The 25,981-nt window shown below is 64.4% G+C and carries 24 protein-coding genes; 15 read left to right on the forward strand and 9 right to left on the reverse strand.

Going from position 1 to position 25,981, the window contains the following annotated elements; genetic code table 11:
* Window positions 1-53: 53 nt before the first annotated feature.
* Both HU738_RS08140 and HU738_RS08145 read right to left on the reverse strand, forming a co-directional pair.
* Window positions 54-911, reverse strand: a complete 858-nt coding sequence (locus HU738_RS08140) for a TIGR02285 family protein (protein ID WP_176509753.1) — start codon at window positions 909-911, stop codon at window positions 54-56.
* Between the two features lie 11 nt (window positions 912-922).
* Window positions 923-2,122, reverse strand: a complete 1,200-nt coding sequence (locus tag HU738_RS08145; protein ID WP_186603230.1) for a CaiB/BaiF CoA transferase family protein — start codon at window positions 2,120-2,122, stop codon at window positions 923-925.
* A 133-nt stretch (window positions 2,123-2,255) separates the two neighbouring features.
* Between HU738_RS08145 and HU738_RS08150 the strand changes: the two genes are divergently transcribed.
* The 3 genes from HU738_RS08150 to HU738_RS08160 all read left to right on the forward strand — a co-directional run bounded on the left by HU738_RS08150 (window position 2,256) and on the right by HU738_RS08160 (window position 6,067).
* Entirely contained in the window at window positions 2,256-2,798 is a 543-nt protein-coding gene (locus tag HU738_RS08150) for a YaeQ family protein (RefSeq protein ID WP_054887014.1), read from the forward strand.
* 30 nt (window positions 2,799-2,828) lie between these two features.
* Window positions 2,829-4,538, forward strand: a complete 1,710-nt coding sequence (gene recJ, locus HU738_RS08155; protein ID WP_186603229.1) for a single-stranded-DNA-specific exonuclease RecJ — start codon at window positions 2,829-2,831, stop codon at window positions 4,536-4,538.
* A gap of 422 nt (window positions 4,539-4,960) precedes the next feature.
* Window positions 4,961-6,067, forward strand: coding sequence for an NADH:flavin oxidoreductase/NADH oxidase (locus HU738_RS08160; protein WP_176509749.1), 1,107 nt, complete (start codon window positions 4,961-4,963; stop codon window positions 6,065-6,067).
* A gap of 9 nt (window positions 6,068-6,076) precedes the next feature.
* Here the strand turns inward: HU738_RS08160 and HU738_RS08165 are convergent, their stop codons facing one another.
* The 7 genes from HU738_RS08165 to ydcS form a co-directional block, all read right to left on the reverse strand.
* Window positions 6,077-6,409, reverse strand: a complete 333-nt coding sequence (locus HU738_RS08165; RefSeq protein ID WP_176509748.1) for a type II toxin-antitoxin system HicB family antitoxin — start codon at window positions 6,407-6,409, stop codon at window positions 6,077-6,079.
* Entirely contained in the window at window positions 6,406-6,660 is a 255-nt protein-coding gene (locus HU738_RS08170) for a type II toxin-antitoxin system HicA family toxin (protein WP_186603228.1), read from the reverse strand. The genes HU738_RS08165 and HU738_RS08170 overlap by 4 nt, the downstream gene beginning before the upstream one ends.
* Window positions 6,661-6,848: 188 nt before the next feature.
* Window positions 6,849-8,273, reverse strand: a complete 1,425-nt coding sequence (locus HU738_RS08175) for a gamma-aminobutyraldehyde dehydrogenase (RefSeq protein WP_054886925.1) — start codon at window positions 8,271-8,273, stop codon at window positions 6,849-6,851.
* Between the two features lie 18 nt (window positions 8,274-8,291).
* Entirely contained in the window at window positions 8,292-9,098 is an 807-nt protein-coding gene (locus HU738_RS08180) for an ABC transporter permease (protein ID WP_186603227.1), read from the reverse strand.
* A complete protein-coding gene (locus HU738_RS08185) occupies window positions 9,088-9,990 on the reverse strand; it encodes an ABC transporter permease (protein WP_060512591.1) in 903 nt (300 codons plus the stop codon). The genes HU738_RS08180 and HU738_RS08185 overlap by 11 nt, the downstream gene beginning before the upstream one ends.
* Window position 9,991: 1 nt before the next feature.
* Window positions 9,992-11,032, reverse strand: a complete 1,041-nt coding sequence (locus HU738_RS08190; RefSeq protein WP_186603226.1) for an ABC transporter ATP-binding protein — start codon at window positions 11,030-11,032, stop codon at window positions 9,992-9,994.
* A gap of 87 nt (window positions 11,033-11,119) precedes the next feature.
* Window positions 11,120-12,271 (reverse strand): putative ABC transporter substrate-binding protein YdcS, encoded by a 1,152-nt coding sequence (ydcS, locus tag HU738_RS08195; RefSeq protein ID WP_186603225.1) that lies wholly within the window; start codon window positions 12,269-12,271, stop codon window positions 11,120-11,122.
* A gap of 216 nt (window positions 12,272-12,487) precedes the next feature.
* Between ydcS and HU738_RS08200 the strand changes: the two genes are divergently transcribed.
* The 12 genes from HU738_RS08200 to HU738_RS08255 all read left to right on the forward strand — a co-directional run bounded on the left by HU738_RS08200 (window position 12,488) and on the right by HU738_RS08255 (window position 25,955).
* Window positions 12,488-13,174, forward strand: a complete 687-nt coding sequence (locus HU738_RS08200; protein ID WP_186603224.1) for a tellurite resistance TerB family protein — start codon at window positions 12,488-12,490, stop codon at window positions 13,172-13,174.
* A gap of 128 nt (window positions 13,175-13,302) precedes the next feature.
* A complete protein-coding gene (locus tag HU738_RS08205) occupies window positions 13,303-14,925 on the forward strand; it encodes a methyl-accepting chemotaxis protein (RefSeq protein ID WP_186603223.1) in 1,623 nt (540 codons plus the stop codon).
* 5 nt (window positions 14,926-14,930) lie between these two features.
* Window positions 14,931-15,437, forward strand: coding sequence for a chemotaxis protein CheW (locus tag HU738_RS08210; protein ID WP_186603222.1), 507 nt, complete (start codon window positions 14,931-14,933; stop codon window positions 15,435-15,437).
* Window positions 15,434-16,687: a CheR family methyltransferase gene (locus tag HU738_RS08215; protein ID WP_186603221.1), complete on the forward strand. Its 1,254-nt coding sequence runs from the start codon at window positions 15,434-15,436 to the stop codon at window positions 16,685-16,687. Before HU738_RS08210 ends, HU738_RS08215 begins: the two co-directional genes overlap by 4 nt.
* Window positions 16,684-17,349, forward strand: a complete 666-nt coding sequence (locus HU738_RS08220) for a chemotaxis protein CheW (RefSeq protein ID WP_186603220.1) — start codon at window positions 16,684-16,686, stop codon at window positions 17,347-17,349. The genes HU738_RS08215 and HU738_RS08220 overlap by 4 nt, the downstream gene beginning before the upstream one ends.
* Window positions 17,346-19,631 (forward strand): hybrid sensor histidine kinase/response regulator, encoded by a 2,286-nt coding sequence (locus HU738_RS08225; protein ID WP_186603219.1) that lies wholly within the window; start codon window positions 17,346-17,348, stop codon window positions 19,629-19,631. The genes HU738_RS08220 and HU738_RS08225 overlap by 4 nt, the downstream gene beginning before the upstream one ends.
* Window positions 19,628-20,641 carry a chemotaxis response regulator protein-glutamate methylesterase gene (locus tag HU738_RS08230; protein ID WP_176509737.1) on the forward strand — a complete coding sequence of 338 codons (1,014 nt, stop codon included), beginning with the start codon at window positions 19,628-19,630 and terminating at the stop codon, window positions 20,639-20,641. Before HU738_RS08225 ends, HU738_RS08230 begins: the two co-directional genes overlap by 4 nt.
* A gap of 51 nt (window positions 20,642-20,692) precedes the next feature.
* Entirely contained in the window at window positions 20,693-21,697 is a 1,005-nt protein-coding gene (locus HU738_RS08235) for a response regulator (RefSeq protein ID WP_186603218.1), read from the forward strand.
* A 92-nt stretch (window positions 21,698-21,789) separates the two neighbouring features.
* A protein-coding gene (prfB, locus tag HU738_RS08240) for a peptide chain release factor 2 (protein WP_186603217.1) occupies window positions 21,790-22,885 on the forward strand; the annotation gives its coding sequence in 2 pieces (ribosomal slippage) (window positions 21,790-21,861 and window positions 21,863-22,885; 1,095 coding nt in all).
* A 93-nt stretch (window positions 22,886-22,978) separates the two neighbouring features.
* On the forward strand, window positions 22,979-24,481 hold the full coding sequence (lysS, locus tag HU738_RS08245) for a lysine--tRNA ligase (protein WP_176509735.1): 1,503 nt from the start codon (window positions 22,979-22,981) through the stop codon (window positions 24,479-24,481).
* Between the two features lie 191 nt (window positions 24,482-24,672).
* Window positions 24,673-25,377: a TetR/AcrR family transcriptional regulator gene (locus tag HU738_RS08250; protein WP_176509734.1), complete on the forward strand. Its 705-nt coding sequence runs from the start codon at window positions 24,673-24,675 to the stop codon at window positions 25,375-25,377.
* Between the two features lie 29 nt (window positions 25,378-25,406).
* The gene (locus tag HU738_RS08255; RefSeq protein ID WP_186603216.1) at window positions 25,407-25,955 is read left to right on the forward strand and encodes a LolA-like protein; all 549 of its coding nucleotides are present in this window, start codon (window positions 25,407-25,409) and stop codon (window positions 25,953-25,955) included.
* The last annotated feature ends 26 nt before the right edge of the window (window positions 25,956-25,981 follow it).

Raw genomic sequence — 25,981 nt, forward strand, 5'->3', positions numbered from 1 at the left:
CGATTGGCCCCGGGCGTCCACCCCAGCGTCCGGGGTTTCTTTTTGCCTGTTTGTCAGTGGCTTTCGAAAAAGTGCTGGCTCTCTTCCAGGTAGGCTGCGCGCAGCTCCGGGTCGAGCCAGTGTGCGTACAGGGCGGGCAGGGTATTCATGCGCAGGGCCGGTAGCAACTGGTCGATGTGGCTTATGGCGGTGCGCCCCAGTGGCGTGTCCGAGCAGCCTACATGCAGAAACTGATAGCGGGTCACACCCTGGATCGGATGGAACTGATAGTCCGCCGGCGAGCCGCCTTGTTGTTGAATCAGGTAGCGCAACTCGGGCCAGTAGCCCAGCACCAGTTGCAGGCGCCCGAGCTGTTGCATTTGCAACAGGTTGGCGGTGGCATCGTTACCGTAGTGGCGGCTGAACGCCGAGTCGGGCAGCTGTCGCAGGATTTCGTCGACCTGGCTGCTGTAGCTGCGCTCGGCGACGATGCCCAGCTTCAGCGGGGTATTGCCGAGCAAGCCCTTGAGGTCGACCTGCTGGCCATCCAGGTAGGGTGCCAGCAGCGCCTGCCCGCTCTTGCGCACCACCACGCCGCTGCTCAGCACGCCCAGCATCGGTTGCGAGAAGTGCACGAACTTCGCCCGCTCTGCAGTCCACAGCAGCGTCGGGTCGCAGGTGAAGCTGGACGGGTCCTGGAGCATCTGGAGCCCGCGCGCACGGTTTACCCGGATGATGCTGTGCTCGTATTCGGGCATCTGCTCGATCAGCAGCGGCAGCATCTGGTCGATGACCCCCTGGCCTTTCTCCGTGCCTTCGAACACGGTGAAGGGCGGCAGGTCGCGCACCAGCCACAACAGGCGTTCCTTGGCCTGTGCCGGCGTTACCAGCAGGGCAAGCAGCAGCGCGCAGTACAGGGCTGGCGAACGCATCGGCAGCCGCTTCAGACCGTGCCCGCCTGGCGCAGGCTGGCGATCGCCGCCTGGTCGTAGCCCAGGCCAGCCAGCACGCTATCGGTGTGTTCACCCAACGTCGGACCTACCCATTCGGCAGAGCCCGGGGTATCCGAAAGCTTGGGCACGATACCCGGCATCTTGAACGGCTTGCCGTCTGGCAGGCGCGCCTGCAGGAACATCTCGCGGGCCAGGTACTGCGGGTCGCTGAACATGTCCTCGGCCGAGTAGATCCGGCTGGCCGGCACTTGCGCGTCGTTGAGCACCTGCATCAGCTGGTCCAGCGGCAGGCTGTTGGCCCAGCGGTCGATCACCCCGTACAGCTCGTCGCGCCTGGCATCGCGGCCATCATTGCTGGCCAGGCCAGGGTCGTCGGCCAGGTCGGCGCGGCCTATGGCCTGCATGAAGCGCTTGAAGATGGCGTCACCGTTGGCGCCGATCTGCACATGCTTGCCGTCGGCGCTGGTGTGGATGGAAGAGGGCGTGATGCCGGGCATGATGTTGCCGGTACGCTCGCGGATGAAGCCGAACACGTCGAACTCCGGCACCATGCTTTCCATCATGGCGAAGATCGCCTCGTACAGCGCCACGTCCACCACTTGGCCCTGGCCACCATTGACCTCGCGATGACGCAGTGCCATCAGCGCGCCAATCACGCCCCACAGCGCAGCGATCGAATCACCGATGGAGATCCCGGTGCGTACGGGCGGGCGGTCGTCGAAGCCGGTGATGTAGCGCAACCCGCCCATCGACTCACCGACCGCACCGAAGCCCGGCTGATCCTTCATCGGCCCGGTCTGGCCGAAGCCGGACAGGCGTACCATGACCAGGCGCGGGTTCAGGGCGTGCAGCACGTCCCAGCCCAGGCCAAGTTTCTCCAGCACGCCAGGGCGGAAATTCTCGATCAGGATGTCGGCCTCAGCGAGCAGGCGCTTGAGCACCTCGCGGCCTTCGGGGTGCTTGAGGTTGAGTGTCAGCGACTGCTTGTTGCGCGCCTGCACGAACCACCACAGTGATGTGCCCTCGTACAGCTTGCGCCACTTGCGCAGCGGGTCGCCGCCGTCCGGCGACTCCACCTTGATCACTTCGGCGCCGAATTCGGCGCAGATGCGCGAGGCGAACGGCCCGGCGATCAGGGTACCGAGTTCGATGACTTTCAAGCCGGCGAGGGGTTTGCTGGGCGTAGACATTAGGCATCCGTGGCAACTGGTCAGAGCCGTGGTTTTAGCATAGGTCCGAAGCGGCCGATACTGCTCCGGCGCAAGCGCAGGCAGGATCGGTTAGACTAGCGGCCTTTTCTTTACGCACGAAGCCCATTCGACCATGGCCCAGCCGTCCACCACGTACAAATTCGAACTGAACCTGACCGACCTCGATCGCGGCGTATATGAAAACGTCCGCCAGACCATTGCCCGTCACCCTTCGGAAACCGAAGAGCGCATGGCCGTACGCCTGCTGGCCTATGCCCTGTGGTACAACGAGAACCTGTCGTTCGGCCGTGGCCTGTCCGATGTCGATGAAGCGGCGCTGTGGGAAAAGAGCCTGGACGACCGCATCCTGCACTGGATCGAAGTCGGCCAGCCGGATGCCGACCGCCTGACCTGGTGCTCGCGCCGCACCGAACGCACCAGCCTGCTGGCCTACGGCAGCCTGCGGGTGTGGGAAGGCAAGGTGGTGGGCGCAGTCAAGGGCCTGAAGAACCTGAGCATTGCCGCCGTGCCGCAGGAAGTACTGGAAGTCCTGGCCACCGACATGCCGCGCACCATCAAATGGGATGTGATGATCAGCGAAGGCACGGTATTCGTCACCGACGACCGTGGCCAGCACGAAGTGCAACTGCAATGGCTGCTCGGTGAGCGTGGCTGAACCGACTGACACCTGACTGCCGAAGACACCATGCGTATCGAACCCCGCCCGCTGCCCCCGACCCTGCCATTCCTGGGTAACCTGCCACCCCTGCTGACTCGCCTGTACGCCGCCCGTGGCGTGCAGTCCGAGGCCGAACTGGACAAGAGCCTGGCGCGGCTGGTGCCGTATCAGCAGCTCAAGGGCATCGAGGCCGCGGTGGACCTGCTGGTCGAAGCCCTCGACCAGCGCCAGCGTATCCTGATTGTCGGTGACTTCGACGCCGACGGCGCCACTGCCAGCACCGTCGGCGTGCTTGGCCTGCGTCTGCTGGGCGCGGCCCACGTCGACTACCTGGTGCCCAACCGTTTCGAATACGGCTACGGCCTGACCCCGGAGATCGTCAAGGTCGCGCTCGAGCGCCAGCCAGACCTGCTGGTGACTGTCGACAACGGTATCTCCAGTGTTGAGGGTGTTGCCGCCGCCAAGGCTGCCGGGCTCAAGGTGCTGGTCACCGACCACCACCTGCCGGGCCAGCAGTTGCCCGATGCTGACGCCATCGTCAACCCGAACCAGCCTGGTTGCGACTTCCCGAGCAAGTCGCTGGCCGGCGTCGGGGTGATCTTCTACGTGCTCATGGCCTTGCGCGCCCGGTTGCGCAGTATGGGGCGTTACGAAACGCAGCCGCAGCCGAACATCGGCGAGCTGCTCGACCTGGTTGCCCTGGGCAGTGTGGCCGACGTGGTGCCGCTGGATGCCAACAACCGCATCCTCGTCCACCAGGGCCTGGAGCGCATTCGCGCCGGCCGCGCGCGGCCTGGCCTGAAGGCCATCCTGGAGGTGGCGCGACGCGACCATCGGCGCATCACTTCCACCGACCTCGGCTTTATCCTCGGCCCACGGCTCAATGCTGCCGGGCGCCTGGACGACATGAGCCTGGGCATCGAATGCCTGCTGTGCGAAGACGCAGCCCTGGCCCAGGACATGGCCCAGCAGCTGGATGACCTGAACCAGGACCGCAAGTCGATCGAGCAGGGCATGCAGCGCGAGGCCCTGGCCCAGCTCAAGGATTTGCCGGTCGAGTCCATGCCTTATGGCCTGTGCCTGTTCGATGCCGATTGGCACCAGGGCGTGATCGGGATTCTCGCCTCGCGCCTGAAAGAGCGTTACCACCGGCCAACCATCGCCTTCGCCGATGCTGGCGACGGCATGCTCAAGGGCTCGGCGCGTTCGGTGCCGGGCTTCCACATTCGCGACGCGCTGGATGCCGTGGCAGCGCGTCATCCGCAGTTGATCAGCAAGTTCGGCGGGCATGCCATGGCGGCGGGCTTGTCCCTGCCCGAAAGCAATTTCCCGGCGTTTGCCGAAGCGTTCGATGAGGAGGTCCGGCGCCAGCTGCGTGAAGAGGACCTGACCGGTCGCCTGCTCTCGGACGGCAGCCTGGCGGTGGAGGAGTTCCACCTCGACCTGGCCAAGGCCCTGCGCAATGCCGGCCCTTGGGGGCAGCACTTCCCCGAGCCGCTGTTCCATGGGGTGTTCCAGTTGGTGGAGCAGCGCGTGGTTGGCGAGCGGCACTTGAAGGTGGTGCTCAAGAGCGAGTGCGGGTCGGTGCGGCTGGATGGTATTGCCTTTGGCATTGACCGTGATGTGTGGCCGAACCCGACGGTGCGCTGGGTGGAGCTGGCGTACAAGCTGGATGTGAACGAGTTTCGTGGGAATGAGAGTGTGCAGTTGATGATTGCGCATATGGAGCCGCGCTGAGTTTGCCGCAGGTGCCCGCCGTGGTTATTCCAGTGGGACACAAATCGAGCGCCGCCCGCGCGGCGCATCGCGGATAAATCCGCTCCTACAGTTTGTTTCGGGCCAGTCTCTCCTGTGAGGTCAACGCTGTTCGCCTTATTTGTTCCCTTCGATAACGAGGTGGGCACCAAGGCGGTCCCTGTTGGCGGCACAGGAATGATTGGCCCGAAACAAACTGTAGGAGCGGATTTATCCGCGATGCGCCGCGCGGGCGGCGCTCGATTTCACAGGCGCTGCAACCCTTTCGGCGAACACGTCGAAATCCCACTGAACCTTCCCCCCCACCAATCTGGTCTAGTCTGATTAATGACCGGCACCGGGCCAGGGATGTGCACTTGAGTGTCCGGGCCGGATCACCATTGGAGTCCTTGGGAGGTGCCCTCATGAGCCTGCTGCTCGAGCCTTACACCCTGCGTCAGCTGACGCTGCCCAACCGCATCGCGGTCTCGCCGATGTGCCAGTATTCTGCCGTCGATGGTCTGGCCAACGATTGGCACCTTGTTCACCTGGGCAGCCGCGCCGTGGGTGGCGCAGGCCTGGTCATCAGCGAAGCCGTCGCGGTGACTGCCGATGGTCGCATTACCGCCGAAGACCTCGGCCTGTGGAACGACGCCCAGATTGCCCCGTTGCAGCGCATCACCCGTTTCATCACCGCGCAAGGCTCCGTGCCCGGCATCCAGCTGGCCCACGCCGGGCGCAAGGCCAGTACCTATCGGCCCTGGCTGGGCAAGCAGGGCAGTGTGAAGCTCGAAGACGGCGGCTGGCAGCCTGTGGGCCCGTCGAAGATTGCCTTCGACCCGCAACACACACCGCCGCGCGAGTTGAGCAAGGACGAGATCCAGGACGTGATCAACGCCTTCGTCGCCTCGACCCAGCGGGCGCTCAAGGCCGGCTTCAAGGTGGTCGAGATCCACGCCGCCCATGGTTATCTGCTGCACCAGTTCCTATCACCGCTCAGCAACCAGCGCCGCGACGAATATGGCAGCTGCTTCGAGAACCGTATCCGCCTGACCCTGCAAGTGGTCGAAGCGGTGCGCAGCGTCTGGCCGGCCGAACTGCCGCTGTTCGTGCGGGTATCGGCGACCGACTGGGTGGAGGATGGCTGGAACCCGGATGAAACCGTCGAACTGGCTCGTCGCCTGCGGGTGCTGGGTGTCGACCTGATCGATGTGTCCTCAGGTGGTACCTCGGTCAACGCCGAAATCCCAACAGGCCCCGGTTACCAGACGCGCTTCGCCGAGCGCGTGCGCAAGGAGGCGGAGATCGCCACTGGCACCGTCGGCATGATCACTGAGCCTGCCCAAGCCGAGCACATTCTGCGCACCGGGCAGGCCGACGTGATCTTCCTTGCGCGGGAACTGCTGCGCGATCCTTACTGGCCGCTGCATGCCGATGATGATCTGGGTGGTAACAAAGCTACCTGGCCGGCGCAGTATCAACGGGCGACCAGCCGCGCCAATCCAATTCACGAGTCGGATTTGCGGGATTGATCGCTTGTTTTAACTGAAAGCAGCTTGGCTAAGGATGTCACTTACCCATTGGTTGATGCTCTTTTCCGCCAGCTCGGCTTTAGCAGCCACGCTGGCGTGAAGAGCAGGTTCAAGACGCAGGCTCAACTTGCCGGAGTAAGCTTTCTGAGGCTCCCTCCCGAGCTTTTCGCAGGTCTCGATGTAGTCATCGACAGCCTCTTCGAATGCTCGCCTTAGCTCACTGATCGATTCTCCGTGAAATCCGATCACGTCGCGTATGCCGGCCACATGACCGATCAGTAATTGGTCTTCGTCACTGTATTCAATGCGTGCGGCATAGCCGCGGTAAGTCATTACATTCATGGTGTTACTCCTGCCTGTTCCAGGAACTGGCGCGCGCTCCGCACCTGATAGGATTTGGCATCCTTGTCGGGATGAGGTCGATGGAATGTGGCAAGGGTTCCATTGAGCTCAAAGCGCACTCGCGATCCACGGCCCTCGATCGCCGTGGCGCCTATCGATATCAGAAATGACTCCAATCTCGCCCATTCCAGCGACTTTGGAACCGGTTTTTTGAAAATGGCCTCAAGGGTCGATCTTTGATGATTGTTCATGGTATCAGAATATGATACCAGCTGAGTGTCGGTATGTAGGATGAGCTGGGCCCTATCTGTGGGAATCGTCTTGCGGGCTGCTTTGTGCAAAGCATGAGTGGAGCGATGCGGCGGAGATCGAGCGGCGCCCGCGCGGAGCTCGATCTCACAGGCGGTGAACAACTACCGGCATACCCACCCGCCCCGCCTCAATGCTTGATCATCACATGCCGCACACAGGTGTAATCCTCCAGCCCATACATCGACATGTCCTTGCCATACCCCGAATGCTTCTGCCCGCCATGGGGCATTTCGCTGACCAGCATGAAGTGGGTATTCACCCAGGTGCAGCCATACTGCAAGCGCGCCGCCAGGCGGTGGGCGCGGCCGGTGTCGCGGGTCCACACCGATGATGCCAGGCCGTAATCGGAGTCGTTGGCCCATTCCAGCGCCTGCTCTTCGGTGCTGAAGCGGGTCACCGACACCACCGGGCCGAACACCTCGTTGCGCACGATCTCGTCATCCTGCAAGGCATCGGCCAGCACGGTCGGTTCGAAGAAGAAGCCATCCCCCGCAATCACCTTGCCGCCCGTCACCAGGCGGATATGCGGCTGGGCGATGGCGCGCTGGACCAGGCCGGCCACCTTGTCGCGGTGCTGGGCGCTGATCAGCGGGCCGAGTTCGGTGTCCTCGGCATCCTGCAGGCCGGCCTTGAGGCTGGAGACGGCTTTGCCCAGGCGCTCGACGAAGCGCTCGTAGATGCCCGCCTGCACATACAGGCGGCAGGCCGCCGTGCAGTCCTGGCCGGCGTTGTAGAAGCCGAACGTGCGAATGCCATCGATGGCTGCGTCGATATCGGCATCATCGAACACCAGCACTGGCGCCTTGCCGCCCAGTTCCATGTGCATGCGTTTCACACTGCTGGCAGTGGCGCCAATGATATGCGCGCCGGTGGGAATGGAGCCGGTCAGCGAGACCATGCGCACCTTGGGGTGGGTGACCAGCGGGTTGCCGACCGTCTGCCCGCGGCCGAAGAGGATGTTGAGCACGCCGGGCGGCAACAGGTCCTTGGCCAGTTCGCCCAGGCGCAGGGCGGTCAGCGGGGTCAGCTCGGAGGGTTTGATGACTACCGTGTTACCCGCTGCCAACGCCGGGGCGACCTTCCACGCCAGCATCATCAACGGGTAGTTCCACGGCGCAATCGAAGCCACCACACCCAGCGGGTCGCGGCGGATCATCGAGGTATGGCCCGGCAGGTATTCACCCGCCGCCGAACCGCCGAGGCAGCGTGCGGCGCCGGCAAAATAGCGGAATACGTCGGCGATGGCCGGGATTTCATCATTCAGGGCCGCGGCAAACGGCTTGCCGCAGTTCTGCGACTCGAGTCGGGCCAGTTCATCGCCATGGGCTTCGAGGGTGTCGGCCAGCGCCAGCAGCACCAGCGAGCGCTCCTTGGGGCTGGTCTGAGACCAGCTGTCGAAAGCCTGGTCGGCGGCGCGCACAGCGGTATCGACCTGGGCCTCGGTGGCTTCGTTGATTTGCGCCAGGGCGCTGCCTTCGGCCGGATTGAGTACAGTCCAGGCAGGGCCTTCGCCCGCGACCAGCTTACCGTTGATCAGCATTCGGGTTTGCATTGAGGGACTCCTTGAGGGTCATTTGCCACTGCCCGCGACGCTTTCGCCGCCACGGGTCAGGTAATAGGCGCCGAGAATCGGCAACATGGTCACCAGCATCACCAGCATGGCGACCACGTTGGTCACCGGCACGTCGCGGGGGCGGCTGAGCTGGTTGAGCAGCCAGATTGGCAGGGTGCGCTCGTGGCCGGCGGTGAAGGTGGTGACGATGATCTCGTCGAACGACAGGGCGAACGCCAGCATGCCGCCGGCCAGCAGGGCCGAGCCAAGGTTGGGCAGGATGATGTAGCGGAAGGTCTGCCAGCCGTCGGCACCGAGGTCCATGGACGCTTCGATCAGGCTCTGCGAGGTGCGCCGCAGGCGGGCGATCACGTTGTTGTAGACGATCACCACGCAGAACGTGGCGTGGCCCGTGACGATGGTCAACACGCCGGGTTCTACACCCAGGCGCTTGAATGCCGAGAGCAGGGCAATGCCCGTGATGATGCCGGGTAGGGCGATCGGCAGGATCAGCATCAGCGAGATGCTCTCCTTGCCGAAGAAGCTGCGCCGGTACAGCGCCGCCGAGGCCAGGGTGCCGAGCACCAGCGCGATCAGCGTGGCCAGGCAGGCCACCTGCAATGACAGCTTGATGGCTTCGAGCACGTCGGGGCGGGCGAGGGCCACGCTGAACCAGTTGAGGGTGAAGCCCTTGGGCGGGAAGCTGAACGCCGCATCCTCGGTATTGAAGGCATACAGGAAGATGATAAAGATCGGGAAGTGCAAGAACAGCAACCCGCCCCAGGCCGCCAGGCGCAAGCCGACAGACGCTTTCTCAGAGTGCATCGAAGGCCCCCAACCGCTTGACGATGGACAGGTACACCGCGATCAGCACGATCGGCACCAGCGTGAACGCCGCCGCCATCGGCATGTTGCCGATCGCCCCTTGCTGGGCATAGACCATGCTGCCGATGAAGTAGCCCGGTGGGCCGACCAGTTGCGGCACGATGAAGTCGCCCAGGGTCAGCGAGAAGGTGAAGATCGAGCCGGCGGCAATGCCGGGGATCGACAGCGGCAGGATCACCTGCCAGAAGGTTTGCCCAGGCCTGGCTCCCAGGTCTGCCGAAGCCTGCAGCAGCGACGGTGGCAGGCGCTCCAGCGAGGCCTGGATCGGCAGGATCATGAACGGCAGCCAGATGTACACGAAGACCATGAAGCGCCCCAGGTGCGAGGTCGACAACGTGCTGCCGCCTACGCCGGGCACGGCCAGCACGGCCTGCAGCAGGGCATCCAGGTGCAGCTGCTGGACGAACCACTGGGCCACGCCGCCCTTGGCCAGCAGCAGGGTCCAGGCGTAGGTCTTGACGATGTAGCTGGCCCACATCGGCATCATCACCGCGATGTAGAAGAACGCCTTGGTCTTGCCGCTGGTGTAGCGCGCCATGTAGTAGGCGATCGGGAAGGCCAGCACCGCACTGGCCAGCGAGACCGCCACGGCCATGGTCAGGGTGCGCAGGATGATGTCGAAGTTGGACGGATTGAACAGCGCAGCGAAGTTGCCCAGGGTCAGTTCCGGGGTGACCGCCATGGTGAAGTCGTCGAAAGTGTAGAAGCCTTGCCACAGCAAGCTCAGCAGCGAGCCCAGGTAGATGGCGCCGAACCAGGTCAGCGGCGGGATTAGCAGCAACGCCAGGTAGAGATTGGGGCGCCGGTACAGCAGGTCGGACAGGCGGCGCATGTCAGCGCGCCTCGGCCAGGACGGTTTCCTGCAGCGCGGTCATCGCCTCGCGTGGCCAACGCACCTGCACCTGCTGGCCGGCCTGCCAGGGCAGCGGTTGCGCCTGCCAGCGGTCATTGGCGTGGCTCACAGCCAGCAGCTGGCCGTTGTCCAGCTGCACCTCATAGCGCGTGGCACTGCCCTGGTACTGGATATCGCGCAGCAGGCCACTGAGCTGGACGTCATGCGCCTGGCCGGCCTGCTCCACCAGGCGGATATGCTCCGGGCGAATGGAAAACGGCGAGCGACTGCCACTGAGCTGTTCGGCGAGGTCGCCCCGTATGACATTGGAGGTGCCGACGAATTCGGCGACGAAGGTGGTCGCGGGTTTCATGTACAGGTTGCGCGGCGTGTCGACCTGCTCGATGCGCCCGCGGTTGAACACCGCCACCCGGTCCGACATCGACAGTGCTTCGGTCTGGTCGTGGGTGACGAAGATGAAGGTGATGCCCAACTGGCGCTGCAGCTTCTTCAGTTCGCCCTGCATCTGTTCGCGCAGCTTCAGGTCGAGCGCGCCCAGCGGCTCGTCGAGCAGCAGTACCCGTGGCCGGTTGACCAGGGCGCGGGCCAGGGCCACGCGCTGGCGCTGGCCGCCGGAGAGTTGCGCCGGTTTGCGTTCGCCGTAGCCGGCCAGGGCAACCATGGCCAGCGCCTGTTCGGCGCGGGCATGGCGTTCGCCCTTGGCCACGCCCTTGACCTTGAGGCCGTAGGCGATGTTGTCGCGCACGTTCATGTGCGGGAACAGGGCGTAGTCCTGGAACACGGTGTTGACGTCGCGCTGGTAGGGCGGCACGCCAGCGGCCTCGACGCCATGGATGCGGATCGAACCGCTGTTGGGTTGCTCGAAGCCGGCGATCAGCCGCAGGCAGGTGGTCTTGCCCGAGCCGGAGGGGCCGAGCATGGAGAAGAATTCGCCGTCATCGATGTCGATGCTGACTTGGTCGACGGCCTTGATCTCGCCGAAGGTGCGGGAAACCTGGGTGAACTGGACGGCTAGGGGCATGCGTGGGCTCCGGACAACTGTCTTTATTCTGTGCCGTCCTCTTCGCGGGTAAACCCGCGAAGAGGACGGCACCGGCTTCAACCGGATTCAGCGTCCGCCCATGATCGCAATGTAATCCTGGGTCCAGCGGCTGTACGGCACGAACTTCCCGCCCTGGGCCTGAGGGGTTTTCCAGAAGGCGATCTTGTCGAAGTTGTCGAAGCCGTTGGTCTTGCACCCTTCAGCCCCCAGCAGTTCACTGCCGGTACAGGCTGCCGGGACTGCCGGCAAGGAGCCGAACCAGGCCGCGACATCGCCCTGCACCTTGGGTTGCAGCGACCAGTCCATCCACTTGTACGCGCAGTTGGGGTGCTTGGCCTCGCTGTGCAGCATGGTGGTGTCGGCCCAGCCGGTGGCGCCTTCCTGCGGAATGGTCGAGGCCACAGGCTGGTTCTCGGCCTTCAGGCCGTTGACCATGTAGCCCCACGAACTGGAGGCGACCACGCCTTCGTTCTTCACGTCGCTCATCTGCACTGTGGCGTCGTGCCAGTAGCGGTGGACCAGCGGTTGCTGTTGGCGCAGCAGTTCGAGCACGGCCTTGTACTGCGCCTCATTGAGCTCGTACGGGTCGTTGATGCCCAGCTCGGGTTTGGCTGATTTCAGGTAAAGCGCCGCGTCGGCGATGTAGATCGGCCCGTCATATGCCTGCACGCGGCCTTTGTTCGGCTTGCCATCGGGCAGGTCTTGCGGCTCGAACACCACGTTCCAGCTGGTGGGTGGCTGCTTGAAGGTGTTGGTGTTGTACAGCAGCACGTTCGGGCCCCATTGATACGGCGTGCCGTACACCTGTTTGTCGACCACGTACCAGCCGCCGTTCTGCAGGCGCGGGTCGATGTTCTTCCAGTTGGGGATCAGTGCCGTGTTGATGGGCTGCACGCGCTTGCCGACGATCAGGCGCAGCGAAGCGTCACCGGAAGCCGTGACCAGGTCGTAGCCACCCTTGGTCATCAGGCTGACCATTTCATCGGACGTGGCTGCGGTCTTGACGCTGACCTTGCAGCCGGTTTCCTTTTCGAAACCGGTGACCCAGTCATAGGCCTTGTCGCTTTCGCCGCGCTCGATGTAGCCGGGCCAGGCGATGATATCCAGCCGGCCTTCACCGGCGCCCAGGGCCTTGGGCATCTCGCCGGCCTGCAGGCTGGCGCCGGCCAGCAGCGCGCCGGTCGCGGCGCCGAGCAATGCGGTCTTGTGCACTGACATGGTGTTCCCTCTTTTTGGAGATCTTGGTCGGGGCAGTCGTCAAGAAAGCAGTGAAGCAACGGTTATAAGCGTAGTCGCCTGTGCAAGTGGTTGGCGATGACGAGTCTAGTTGGCTTTTTGCCAGCTAATGCAACATCCGGAAGCAAATCCTTGGGTGGCGTGCCGGGTGGCAAGCCTTACTCTGGGCGCTCCTTCTCATACCGTGGAGACGCGCGCATGAACACCCGGGGCCTGCTCGACCAACTGCTCAAATCCGGTCAGGAACTGCTCAACAAGCCTTCTGCTGCGGGTAAGCCCTCGGCTGGCACGGGTGGGCTGGGCAGCCTGCTCTCCGGTGCTGGAGGCGGTGCCCTGGGGGCAGGGGCGCTGGGCCTGCTGCTGGGCAGCAAGAAGGCCCGCAAGTATGGCGGCAAGGTGCTCACCTATGGCGGCCTGGCCGCACTTGGCGTGCTGGCCTACAAGGCCTATGGCAACTGGCAGGCGCGCCAGGGCGCAGGCCAGGGCGCCGAGCCGCAGACCCTCGACCGCCTGCCGCCGGCCCAGGCCGAGCAGCACAGCCAGGCGGTGCTGCGTGCCCTGGTGGCGGCGGCCAAGTCCGATGGCCATATCGACGAGCGCGAGCGGGCCTTGATCGAAGGCGAGTTCAGCCGCCTGGACAGCGACCGCGACCTGCAGCACTGGCTGCACGATGAGCTGAACAAGCCGCTGGACCCGGCCGAGGTTGCCCGCGCGGCGCAAACACCGGAGATGGCGGCGGAGATGTACCTGGCCAGTGTGATGATGGTCGATCAGGAAAACTTCATGGAGCGTGCCTACCTCGACGAACTGGCCCGTCAGCTGCGCCTCGACCCGGCCCTGCGCCTGGAACTTGAGAGCCAGATACGGCTGGCCGCAGGCCAATGAACGGGCAAATGGCCTTGCCGCCAGGGATAGAGGCCCGGATACCTCGCATTTCAGCCGCAATTGGGTAGGAAGCCTGGGCTATACTTCGGCGATTTTTCCCGCTCGTTGTGAATTCCTGAGGGCTGAATGTGAAGAACTGGACCTTGCGCCAACGGATCCTGGCAAGTTTCGCCGTGATCATCGCCATCATGCTGCTGATGATCGTAGCCGCCTACTCGCGGCTGGTGACGATTGAAAGTGCCGAGGAGGCAGTGGGAACAGACAGCATTCCGGGGCTCTACTACAGCTCGATGATCCGCAGCGCCTGGGTCGACAGCTACGTCACCAGCCAGCAGCTGGTGGGGCTGTCCAGCCACCGCGAAATCACCACGGCCGACATGGAGCTGTTCAAGAGCTTTGAAGATCGCCTCAGGCAATCCATGGCGAACTACCAAGGCACCATTCAGGACACCGATGACCAGGAACGCTTCGATACCTTCATCAAACTTGAAGAAAACTACCTCAAGATCGTCGGCCAAGTGCTGGAGGCTTACCGCCAGCAGAACTACGTCGAAGCCGAGCGGCTGATCAGGGATGTGCTCACCCCGGCCTGGGTGGAAGGGCGCAAGCACCTCAACACGGTAATCGAGCACAACCGCGAGTCTGCAGATGCTGCGACCCGTGAAATCGTCAGCGCCGTGAGCACCGCCAAGGGCAGCATGATGGTCTCGCTGCTGTTGGCGATCGTGGCCGCTGGTATCTGCGGCCTGCTGTTGATGCGTGCCATCACCGCACCGGTACAACGCATTGTCCATGCCCTCGACAAGCTGCGGTCGGGCGACCTCAGCATGCGCCTGAGCCTGGACCGCAAGGATGAGTTCGGCGCCATCGAAAGCGGCTTCAACGAAATGGCCGAAGCCCTGGCCAACCTGGTGGCCCAGGCGCAGCGCTCGTCGGTGCAGGTGACCACGTCGGTCACCGAGATCGCCGCCACCTCCAAGCAACAGCAGGCTACCGCCACCGAAACGGCCGCCACCACCACCGAAATCGGCGCCACCTCGCGTGAAATCGCTGCCACTTCGCGCGACCTGGTGCGCACCATGACCGAGGTCACCTCTGCCGCCGACCAGGCCTCGAGCCTGGCCGGTTCCGGCCAGCAGGGCCTGGCGCGCATGGAAGAAACCATGCACCAGGTGATGGGCGCCGCCGACCTGGTCAACGCCAAGCTGGGCATCCTCAATGAAAAGGCCAGCAACATCACGCAGATGGTGGTGACCATCGTGAAGGTGGCCGACCAGACCAACCTGCTCTCGCTCAATGCCGCCATCGAGGCGGAAAAGGCCGGTGAATATGGCCGCGGTTTTGCCGTGGTCGCCACCGAGGTGCGACGCCTGGCCGACCAGACTGCCGTGGCCACCTACGACATCGAACAGATGGTGCGCGAGATCCAGTCGGCGGTATCGGCCGGGGTGATGGGCATGGACAAGTTCTCCGAAGAAGTGCGCCGTGGCATGTTCGAAGTGCAGCAGGTGGGCGAGCAACTGAGCCAGATCATCCATCAGGTCCAGGCCTTGGCGCCGCGGGTGCTGATGGTCAACGAGGGCATGCAGGCCCAGGCCACTGGCGCCGAGCAGATCAACCAGGCCCTGGCCCAGCTCAGTGATGCCAGCACTCAGACGGTGGAATCGCTGCGCCAGGCGAGCTTTGCCATCGATGAGTTGAGCCAGGTGGCCGCCGGCCTGCGCGGTGGTGTATCGCGCTTCAAAGTCTGACCACCATGACCGGTTTGCATTCCTCCCCGGCAGCGGCGGCCAGCGCCAAGGGCAGCCTTTATCTGCAGTTTTGCCTCAACCAGCAGCGCTTTGCCCTGGATGTGCGCGATGTGATCGAGGTGCTGCCCCGACGGCCGCTCAAGCCGATTGCACAGGCGCCGGCCTGGGTGGCTGGCATCCTGGCGCATCGCGGTGTCCTGGTGCCGGTGGTCGACCTCGGCGCGCTGAGCTTTGGCCAGCCGGCAGCCGAGCGCACCAGCACGCGCCTGGTGCTGGTGCGCTACCGTGGCGACCAGGTGCTGGGACTGATCCTTGAACAAGCGACCGAAACCCTGCGCTGCATGCCGGACGAGTTCCAGCCCTATGGCCTGGACAACGGCGAAGCGCGCTATTTGGGCCCGGTCCGCCAGGACGCCCAAGGCTTGCTGCAACGGATAGAAGTCGATGACCTGCTGACAGAGCGCGTGCGCGAACTGTTGTTCCCGCACGCGCCACAACAGGTGACGCCATGAGCGAGCAACGTTTCTTCCGCTTCCTGCAGGAACGTATCGGCCTGGATGTCGAGTCGGTTGGTGTGCCGATGGTGGAGCGGGCCTTGCGCCAGCGTTGCGTCGCCCTGAATGCCGCCGATCTGCATGACTACTGGGTTCGCCTGCAGCAGTCGCCGGATGAGCAGCTGGCGCTGATCGAGGCGGTGATCGTCCCGGAAACCTGGTTCTTCCGTTATCCGGACTCGTTCACCGCGCTGGTCGGGCTGGCCCAGAAGCGCCTGGCCGAGTTGGCCGGCGAGCGTCCCTTGCGCCTGCTCAGCCTGCCTTGCTCCACCGGCGAGGAGCCGTATTCGCTGGCCATGGCCTTGCTCGATGCGGGCATGAGCCCGGCCGATTTCCGCATCGACGGTATCGATATCAGCCCTATCTCGGTGGCCAAAGGCATACAGGGCGTCTACGGGCGTAACTCGTTCCGCGGCACTGAACTTGGTTTTCGCGAGCGGCATTTCCGTGAGGATGGTGACGGCCACAAGCTGAATGAGCGGGTACTGCAGCAGGTGAATCTGGAAGTTGGCAACGTGCTCGACCCAGCGCTGGCCGGCCGCTATGGTCAGTATGATTTCGTGTTCTGCCGCAACCTGCTGATCTATTTCGATGTCCCGACCCAGCAGCGGGTGTTCGAAGTGCTCAAGCGCCTGGCGCAGCCGCAGGGCGTGCTGTTCATCGGCCCTGCCGAAGGCAGCTTGCTGGCGCGGTTGGGCATGCGCCCGCTGGGCATCGCCCAGTCGTTTGCCTACGTTCGTCAGCCTGCCGATGTGCCGGCTGCACCCGCCCAGCCAGCACGGCCGCTGCCAGCTGCGGCAGCACCGAGCCGCCCGCGGCCCATGACGGTGCCATCGGCGCGGCCCCTGCGCGTGGTGCCACCGGCCGCCCAGGCAGCCGAACCGCGCGAGAGCGAAAGCGAGTTGCTGGCCAATATCGCGCGCCAGGCCAATGCCGGCGACAGCGCCCAGGCCCGCGCCAGTTGCCAGCGCTACCTGCACCTGTTCGCCCCCAAAGCCCAGGTCTACTACTGGTTGGGGCTGCTGAGCGATACCGAAGGTGATGCGCAGCAGGCGTTGAGCCTTTACCGCAAGGCCCTGTACCTGGAGCCGCAGCATCCCGAGGCATTGTTGCACCTGGCCACGCTGCTGGCTGCCCAAGGGGACGAAGCCGGTGCCCGCCGCTTGCAGGAACGTGCCGCACGTGCTGGCCGGGAGTCTGAACGATGAAAGCCGAACACGCGGTCGAGCTGCTGGCCAAGGACGATGAGCGCATCGACGACTGCTGGAACCGTATCGGTGTCCACGGCAGCAAGGATTGCCCGTTGCTGGAACGGCATATCCATTGTCGCAATTGTGAAGTCTATGCGGCGGCGGCCACGCGCCTGCTCGACCGCTACGCGCTGATCGAAACCGACCTGGCGCACGAGCCGGCCCCGGTCGAAACCTCGGCCGGGCGCTCGCTGCTGCTGTTCCGCCTGGGCGAGGAGTGGCTGGCCCTGGCCACAGCCTGCCTGGCCGAGATCGCTCCCCTGCAACCGGTGCATTCGTTGCCCCATCAACGCTCCCGGGTACTGCAAGGGGTCGCCAATGTGCGCGGCGCGTTGGTGCCGTGCCTGTCACTGGCCGACCTGCTGGGTGTGGAGCGCATGCCCGAGCAGCCGCGCAGCGGTCGGGCGATGCCGCGCATGCTGATCCTGGCAGCGTCGGGCGGGCCGGTGGTGATGGCGGTGGACGAGATCGACGGCATTCATCGCCTCGATGCCGCTTTGCAGGGGGACACCGAGGATGCCGCACCGTTTACCGCTGCGGTGTTGCAGTGGCGGGGGCGCAGTGTGCGGGTGCTGGACGATCACCATTTACTGTCTGCCGTGCAGCGGAGCCTGTCATGACCCCAGAGCAAATGCGCGACGCATCGCTGCTCGAACTGTTCAGCCTGGAGGCCGAGGCACAGACTCAGGTGCTCAGTACCGGGCTGATGGCACTGGAACACAACCCGACCCAGGCCGACCAGCTGGAAGCCTGCATGCGGGCGGCGCATTCGTTGAAGGGCGCCGCGCGTATCGTCGGCATCGATGCCGGGGTCAGCGTCGCCCATGTCATGGAAGACTGCCTGGTGGCGGCGCAGGAAGGCCGGCTGCTGCTGCGCGCCGAACACATCGATGCACTGCTGCGCGGCACCGACTTGCTGATGCACATCGCCACCCCCGGCGATCCGAATGGCGAGGCATTGGTGCCGGCGTTCCTGGTGCAGATGGCCGGCCTGCTCGACCCCGCTGGCTCGGTACCGGCAGCGGCTGCGCTCGAACCGGCGCTTGCCGTGGCCCCGCCGTCCCCGCCTGAGCCTGAGCCGATGGCGCCGGCCGTCGCGGCCGAAGTCGAACCCGCCGTGCCGCGCAAGGCCGGCAAGCGCGCAGGTGAGGGCGGTGAGCGGGTCTTGCGGGTCACCGCCGACCGGCTGAACAGCCTGCTCGACCTGTCCAGCAAGTCATTGGTCGAGACCCAGCGCCTCAAGCCCTACCTGGCCACCCTGCAGCGCCTCAAACGCATGCATGGCCAGGGCATGCGTGCCCTCGACGGTTTGAAGACGCAGCTTGAAGACAGTGGCCAGAGCCCCGAGGTGCTGGATGCCCTGGCGCAGACCCAGCGCCTGTTGCTGGAAACCCAGCAGATCCTGCAGCAGCAGGCCGCCGACCTCGACGAGTTTGGCTGGCAGGCCGGCCAGCGAGCGCAGCTGCTGTACGACACGGCCTTGGCCTGTCGCATGCGCCCGTTCGCCGACGTACTCACCGGCCAGACCCGCATGGTTCGCGACCTCGGGCGTTCGCTTGGCAAGCAGGTGCATCTGCAGATCGAAGGCGAGAAAACCCAGGTCGATCGTGATGTGCTGGAAAAACTCGAAGCGCCGTTGACCCATTTGCTGCGCAATGCTGTCGACCATGGCATTGAACTGCCCGAGCGGCGCCTGCTGGCGGGCAAGCCGGAGGGAGGTACGATCCGACTGCGCGCCTCGCACCAAGCCGGGCTGCTGATCCTTGAACTGAGCGATGATGGCGCGGGCATCGACCTTGAGCGCCTCAGGCGCAACATCGTCGAGCGCGGCCTGTCGCCGGCCGACACCGTGGCGCAGATGAGCGAGGCCGAGCTGCTGACCTTCCTGTTCCTGCCGGGCTTCAGTCTGCGCGACAAGGTCACCGAAGTGTCTGGCCGTGGCGTCGGCCTGGATGCGGTGCAGCACATGGTCCGCGACCTGCGTGGTTCGATCGAGCTGACGCAGCTGCCCGGCCAGGGCTGTCGTTTCCACCTGGAGGTGCCGCTGACCCTGTCGGTGGTGCGCAGCCTGGTGGTGGAGGTCGGTGGCGAGGCTTATGCGTTCCCGCTGGCGCATATCGAGCGCACCCTTGAAGTGGCAACCGAAGACATCGTGCAGATCGAGGGCCGCCAGCACTTCTGGCACGAAGGCCGGCATATCGGCCTGGTGGCTGCCAGCCAGTTGCTCAACCGGCCGGCAGGGCAGGGCGAGGCCAGCAGCCTGCGGGTGGTGGTGATCCGAGAGCGCGAGCAGCTTTACGGGGTAGCCGTGGAGCGCCTGGTCGGTGAGCGGGTGCTGGTGGTGATGCCGCTCGATCCGCGCCTGGGCAAGGTCCAGGACATCTCGGCCGGGGCCTTGCTGGACGATGGCTCGGTGGTGCTGATCATCGATGTCGAAGACTTGTTGCGCTCGGTCGAGAAGCTGCTCAGCACCGGCCGGCTGGAGCGCATCGAACGCGGCGCGCAAGGGGCGCGAGGTGCCAGCCGCAAGCGCGTCCTGGTGGTCGACGACTCGCTCACCGTGCGCGAGCTGCAGCGCAAGCTGCTGGGCAACCGTGGCTATGACGTCGCGGTGGCGGTGGACGGCATGGACGGCTGGAATGCGCTGCGCAGCGAAGACTTCGACCTGCTGATCACCGATATCGACATGCCGCGCATGGATGGCATCGAACTGGTCACCCTGGTGCGCCGCGACCAACGGTTGCAGTCACTGCCGGTGATGGTGGTGTCGTACAAGGACCGCGAAGAAGATCGCCGGCGTGGCCTTGATGCGGGAGCCGACTACTATTTGGCAAAAGCCAGCTTCCATGACGATGCGTTGCTGGATGCCGTGGTGGAACTGATCGGAGGTGCTCAGGGATGAAGATCGCCATCGTCAACGATATGCCCATGGCGGTAGAGGCGTTGCGCCGGGCCCTGGCCTTCGAACCGGCGCACCAGGTGATCTGGGTGGCCAGCGATGGCGCTGAAGCCGTGCGCAAATGCGCCGAGGACACTCCCGACCTGATTCTCATGGACCTGATCATGCCGGTGATGGATGGCGTCGAGGCGACCCGGCGGATCATGGCCGAATCGCCTTGCGCCATCGTCATTGTCACGGTCGACCGCAAGCAGAACGTGCACCGGGTGTTCGAGGCCATGGGCCATGGCGCCCTGGATGTGGTCGACACCCCCGCACTGGGAGCCGGTGACGCACGTGAGGCTGCGGCGCCGCTGCTGCGCAAGATCCTCAATATCGGCTGGTTGATTGGCCAGCAGCGGCCCGGCGCGAGCAAGTCGGTCGCCGCCCCCCTGCGCGAGGCTTCCCAGCGCAGTGGCCTGGTTGCGATTGGCTCTTCCGCAGGCGGCCCGGCCGCCCTCGAAGTGCTGCTTAAAGGCCTGCCGCGCGGTTTTGGGGCGTCGATCGTACTGGTCCAGCATGTCGACCAGGTGTTCGCTGCCGGCATGGCCGAATGGCTCGCCAGCGCCTGCGGCTTGCCCGTGCGCCTGGCCCGCGAGGGCGAACCGCCCCAGCCCGGGCAGGTGCTGCTGGCCGGCACCAACCACCATATCCGCCTGCTACAGGGCGGCCAGCTGGCTTACACTGCCGAGCCCGTCAACGAAATCTACCGGCCTTCGATCGACGTGTTCTTCGAGAGCGTGGCGCGCTACTGGAACGGCGATGCGGTGGGGGTGCTGCTTACCGGCATGGGGCGTGACGGCGCCCAGGGCCTGAAATTGATGCGCCAGCAGGGCTTTCTGACGATTGCCCAGGACCAGTCCAGCAGTGCGGTGTACGGCATGCCCAAGGCCGCTGCGGCGATCGATGCCGCAGTGGAAATCCGCCCATTGGAACGCATCGCCGGGCGCTTGATGGAACTCTTCGCAAAATGACGACTTGTATAGAATCGCGCCGCGTGAGCGGACGTGGTCAGGTGAATTCGAATGACTGATCTACCGATCGAAGGGTTCACGACCCCCAATGAAAACATGGCGATGGTCCTGCTGGTCGATGACCAGGCGATGATCGGTGAAGCGGTGCGTCGTGGCCTGGCAGTGGAAGAGAACATCGATTTTCACTTCTGCGCCGACCCGCATCAGGCGGTAGCCCAGGCCGTGCGCATCAAGCCCACGGTGATCCTTCAGGACCTGATCATGCCCGGCCTGGACGGCCTGACCCTGGTGCGCGAGTACCGCAACAACCCGGCCACCCGGGACATCCCGATCATCGTCCTGTCGACCAAGGAAGACCCGCTGGTCAAGAGCGCCGCCTTCGCCGCCGGTGCCAACGATTATCTGGTCAAGCTGCCAGACAACATCGAGCTGGTGGCGCGCATCCGCTACCACTCGCGCTCCTACCTGACCCTGCTGCAACGCGACGAGGCCTACCGCGCCTTGCGGGTCAGCCAGCAGCAGCTGCTCGACACCAACCTGATGCTGCAGCGGCTGATGAATTCCGACGGCCTGACCGGGCTGTCCAACCGCCGCCACTTCGACGAATACCTGGAGCTGGAATGGCGCCGGGCCATGCGCGAGCAGCAGCAATTGTCGTTGCTGATGATCGATGTCGATTACTTCAAGGTGTTCAACGACAGCTTCGGTCACCTGGCCGGCGACGAAGCGCTGCGCCAGGTCGCCGAGGCCATTCGCGGCTCCTGCTCGCGGCCAACCGACCTGCCGGCGCGCTACGGCGGCGAGGAGTTCGCCCTGGTGTTGCCCAACACCTCGCCGGGCGGTGCACGCCTGATCGCCGAAAAGCTGCGCCAGACCGTGCTTGGCCTGAACATTGCGCACAGTGTGCCGACGGCAGACTCGCTGCTGACCGTGAGCATCGGCCTGGCGACCCAGACACCGGCCATTGGCAGCCATTGGCGGCAGCTGATTTCGGCAGCGGACAAGGGGCTGTACCAGGCCAAGAACAACGGGCGCAACCAGCTCGGCATTGCCTGACGCCGATGCGGCTGCCCAACGGGCTGCCGCCGCTCTTTGGATGGGTTATACTCGCGGGCTTTTCACCGAATTCGCACGAGAGCCAGCCGCCCATGGAAATCCAACCGATCCTGAACACCATCAAGGACCTCACCGAGCGTTCCCTGTCCATTCGGGGGTATCTTTGACTACGATCACAAGCATGACCGCCTGATCGAAGTCAACCGCGAGCTGGAAGACGCTGCCGTCTGGAACAAGCCCGAGTACGCCCAGGCGCTGGGCCGCGAGCGTGCCATGCTGGCGCAGGTCGTCGAGACCCTGGACAAGCTGTCCAATGGCCTGGCCGACTGCAAGGACCTGCTCGACATGGCTGTCGAGGAAGGTGATGAAGGCGCCGTCAGCGACGTCGAGACCGAGCTGCAGGCCCTGGAAGAGTCCCTCGCCCAGCTTGAGTTCCGTCGCATGTTCAGCGGCGAGATGGACATGAACAACGCCTACCTGGACATCCAGGCCGGCTCCGGCGGCACCGAGGCGCAGGACTGGGCCAACATCCTGCTGCGCATGTACCTGCGCTGGGCCGACAAGCGTGGCTTCGACGCCACCATCATCGAGCTGTCCGAAGGTGAAGTCGCCGGCATCAAGGGCGCCACCGTGCACATCAAGGGCGAGTACGCCTTCGGCTGGCTGCGCACCGAGATCGGCGTGCACCGCCTGGTGCGCAAGAGCCCGTTCGACTCCGGCGCGCGTCGCCATACCTCGTTCTCGGCGGTGTTCGTGTCCCCCGAGATCGACGACAAGGTCGAGATCGAGATCAACCCGTCCGACCTGCGCATCGACACCTACCGCTCCTCCGGTGCTGGTGGTCAGCACGTCAACACCACTGACTCGGCGGTGCGTATCACCCACGTACCGACCAACACCGTGGTGGCTTGCCAGAACGAACGTTCCCAGCACGCCAACAAGGACACCGCCATGAAAATGCTGCGGGCCAAGTTGTACGAGCTGGAAATGCAGAAGCGCAACGCCGCTTCGCAGGCGCTGGAAGACAGCAAGTCGGACATCGGCTGGGGCCACCAGATCCGCTCCTACGTGCTGGATGACTCGCGCATCAAGGACCTGCGTACCGGCGTCGAGCGCAGCGACTGCCAGAAGGTCCTGGATGGCGACCTCGACCAGTATCTGGAAGCGAGCCTCAAGCAGGGGCTGTAAGCCGTACACCACCGCCGCGCTGCCTGGCCACTTGCCGGTAGCGCGTGCCCTGCCCGGAAAGGGCAACGAATACCTGATGGAAAGAATGACGACATGAGCGACCTGAAGACCGAATCGCAAGACCTGCAACAGGAAGAAAACGCCCTGATCGCCCTGCGCAAGGAAAAACTTGCCGCCGAGCGTGCCAAGGGCAATGCCTTCCCCAACGACTTCCGCCGCGACAGCTACTGCAACGACCTGCAGAAGCAGTACGCGGACAAGACCAAGGAAGAGCTGGAAGCAGCCGCGATCCCGGTCAAGGTTGCCGGTCGCATCATGCTCAACCGTGGCTCGTTCATGGTCATCCAGGACATGACTGGCCGCATCCAGGTCTACGTCAACCGCAAGACCCTGCCGGAAGAAACCCTGGCCGCCGTCAAGACCTGGGACCTGGGCGACATCATCAGCGCCGAAGGCACCCTGGCCCGTTCCGGCAAGGGCGACCTGTACGTCGAGATGACCCAGGTGCGCCTGCTGACCAAGTCGCTGCGCCCGCTGCCGGACAAGCACCACGGGCTGACCGACACCGAGCAGCGCTATCGCCAGCGTTACGTCGACCTGATGGTCAACGAAGAAACCCGCCACACCTTCCGGGTGCGTTCGCAGGTGATCTCGCATATCCGCAAGTTCCTCATCGAGCGCGACTTCCTCGAAGTCGAGACGCCGATGCTGCAGACCATCCCGGGTGGTGCAGCGGCCAAGCCGTTCGAAACCCACCACAACGCCCTGGACATGGCCATGTTCCTGCGTATCGCGCCGGAGCTGTACCTCAAGCGCCTGGTGGTTGGCGGCTTCGAGAAAGTGTTCGAGATCAACCGCAACTTCCGTAACGAAGGCGTTTCGACTCGTCACAACCCTGAATTCACCATGCTCGAGTTCTACCAGGCCTACGCCGACTACCGCGACAACATGGACCTCACCGAGGAACTGTTCCGCGAGCTGGCGCAACTGGTGCTGGGCACCACCGACGTGCCATACGGCGACAAGGTGTTCCACTTCGGCGAGCCGTTTGCTCGCCTGTCGGTATTCGACTCGATCCTCAAGTACAACCCCGAGCTGACCGCTGCCGACCTGCAGGATGTCGACCGTGCCCGCGACATCGCCAAGAAGGCCGGCGCCAAGGTGCTGGGCCACGAAGGCCTGGGCAAGCTGCAGGTGATGATTTTCGAGGAGCTGGTCGAGCACAAGCTGGAGCAGCCGCACTTCATCACCGAGTACCCGTTCGAAGTGTCGCCACTGGCCCGCCGCAATGACGACAACCCGGCCGTGACCGACCGCTTCGAGCTGTTCATCGGCGGCCGCGAAATCGCCAACGCCTACTCCGAGCTCAACGATGCCGAAGACCAGGCCGAGCGCTTCCTGGCCCAGGTGGCAGAAAAGGACGCCGGTGACGATGAAGCCATGCACTACGACGCCGACTTCGTTCGCGCCCTGGAGTACGGCATGCCACCGACTGCCGGTGAAGGCATCGGTATCGACCGCCTGGTGATGCTGCTGACCAACTCGCCGTCGATTCGCGACGTGATCCTGTTCCCGCACATGCGCCCACAGGCTTGAGTGAACTGAACAAGCCGCCTTTCGGGGCGGCTTTTTCATGCCTGAAGCTTTATGTTGTCTGTACCGGCCCTATCGCGGCTGAAGCCGCTCCTCCAGGTATCTGTGGTCCTGTAGGAGCGGCTTCAGCCGCGATAGGGCCGGTACAGGCAGCAGATGACTCGAACCATGAGGTAACCACTGTGACACCCGCAATGGCCCAACAAGGCGCCGCCGGCATCGCCACCGCCGTCGCCGAAAGCGTGCAGTACCAGGGTCGCAAGACCGCCCGTCAAGGCAGCGAACAGCGCCGCCAGCTGATCCTCGACGCCGCCATGCGCATCGTCGTGCGCGATGGCGTGCGAGGCGTGCGCCACCGTGCGGTGGCCGCCGAGGCGGGAGTGCCGCTATCGGCCACCACGTACTACTTCAAGGACATCGAAGACCTGCTCACCGACACCTTTGCCCAGTATGTCGAGCGCAGCGCCGCCTACATGGCCAAGCTCTGGGCCAACACCGAGGTGGTGCTGCGCCAGTTGCTCGCCCAGGGGGATGGCAGTGTGCAGTCGCGGGCGCGGCTGGCTGATGAAATCGCCCGCATGACCGTCGACTATGTGCAGCGTCAACTGCTCAGCCGCCGCGACTTCATGATGGCCGAGCAGGCCTTCCGCCAGGAGGCCTTGCTGTGCCCGCGCCTGGCGGAACTGGTGTGCGCGCACGAGCAGATCCTGCTGCACGGCGCCCGCCAGCTGCTGCAGGTGGTCGGCTCGCAGCAACCGGAACAGGACGCCCAAATGTTGACGGCGATTATCGAGCAGATGGAATATCAGGGCCTGCTCAAGGATGCCGATGCGCAAGCCGATGGGCAGATGCTCGCTATGCTTACCCGTTACCTGCACCTGGTGTTGGCCTCGGCCTGAGCAGTGACCGAACTTTCAAGGAGAACCTGATGAAAGCCTGGCGTGTGGTGTTGTTGACGTTGTCATTCCTCCTGCTGGGCGGTTGCCTTGTGAGCTTTCATGAGCCGCTGCCGAACAACCAGGCTGCACCCAAGGCCTTGCTCGGCAAGTGGAGCAGCAAGGATGCCTGGGGCGAGCCGCTGAAGCTGACCATCAGCCGCAGCGGCGGTGATGCGTACAAGGCGGTGGCCACGGCCAAAGGCAAGGCGCCGGAGGAATACACCTTCACCGTCTCGCGCCACGGCAACCGCTGGTACTTGTCGGCTGGCGTGCCCAAGCGCCTGGGCGGCAACTTCCTGATTGGCGGTTTCGACATCATCGATGGCAAGGAACTGGTGGTCTATAACCTCGATGTCGAGCAAGTGCAGCAGGCGGTCGAGAAAAAGGAACTGAGCGGGCGCAGTACCCAGATTGCGCAAGACAGCGAGCAGGGCGTGCTGATCGACAGCCCGTCGCAACGCGTGCTGGCGTACCTCGATGACCCGGCCAACTCCGACCTGTTCGTCGAAGTGGCGCGGTTCCAGCGCTCCGGCAAATGACCGTGTCGGCTTCTTCGCGGCTGAAG

Source organism: Pseudomonas vlassakiae (assembly GCF_014269035.2).
Taxonomy (GTDB): domain Bacteria; phylum Pseudomonadota; class Gammaproteobacteria; order Pseudomonadales; family Pseudomonadaceae; genus Aquipseudomonas; species Aquipseudomonas vlassakiae.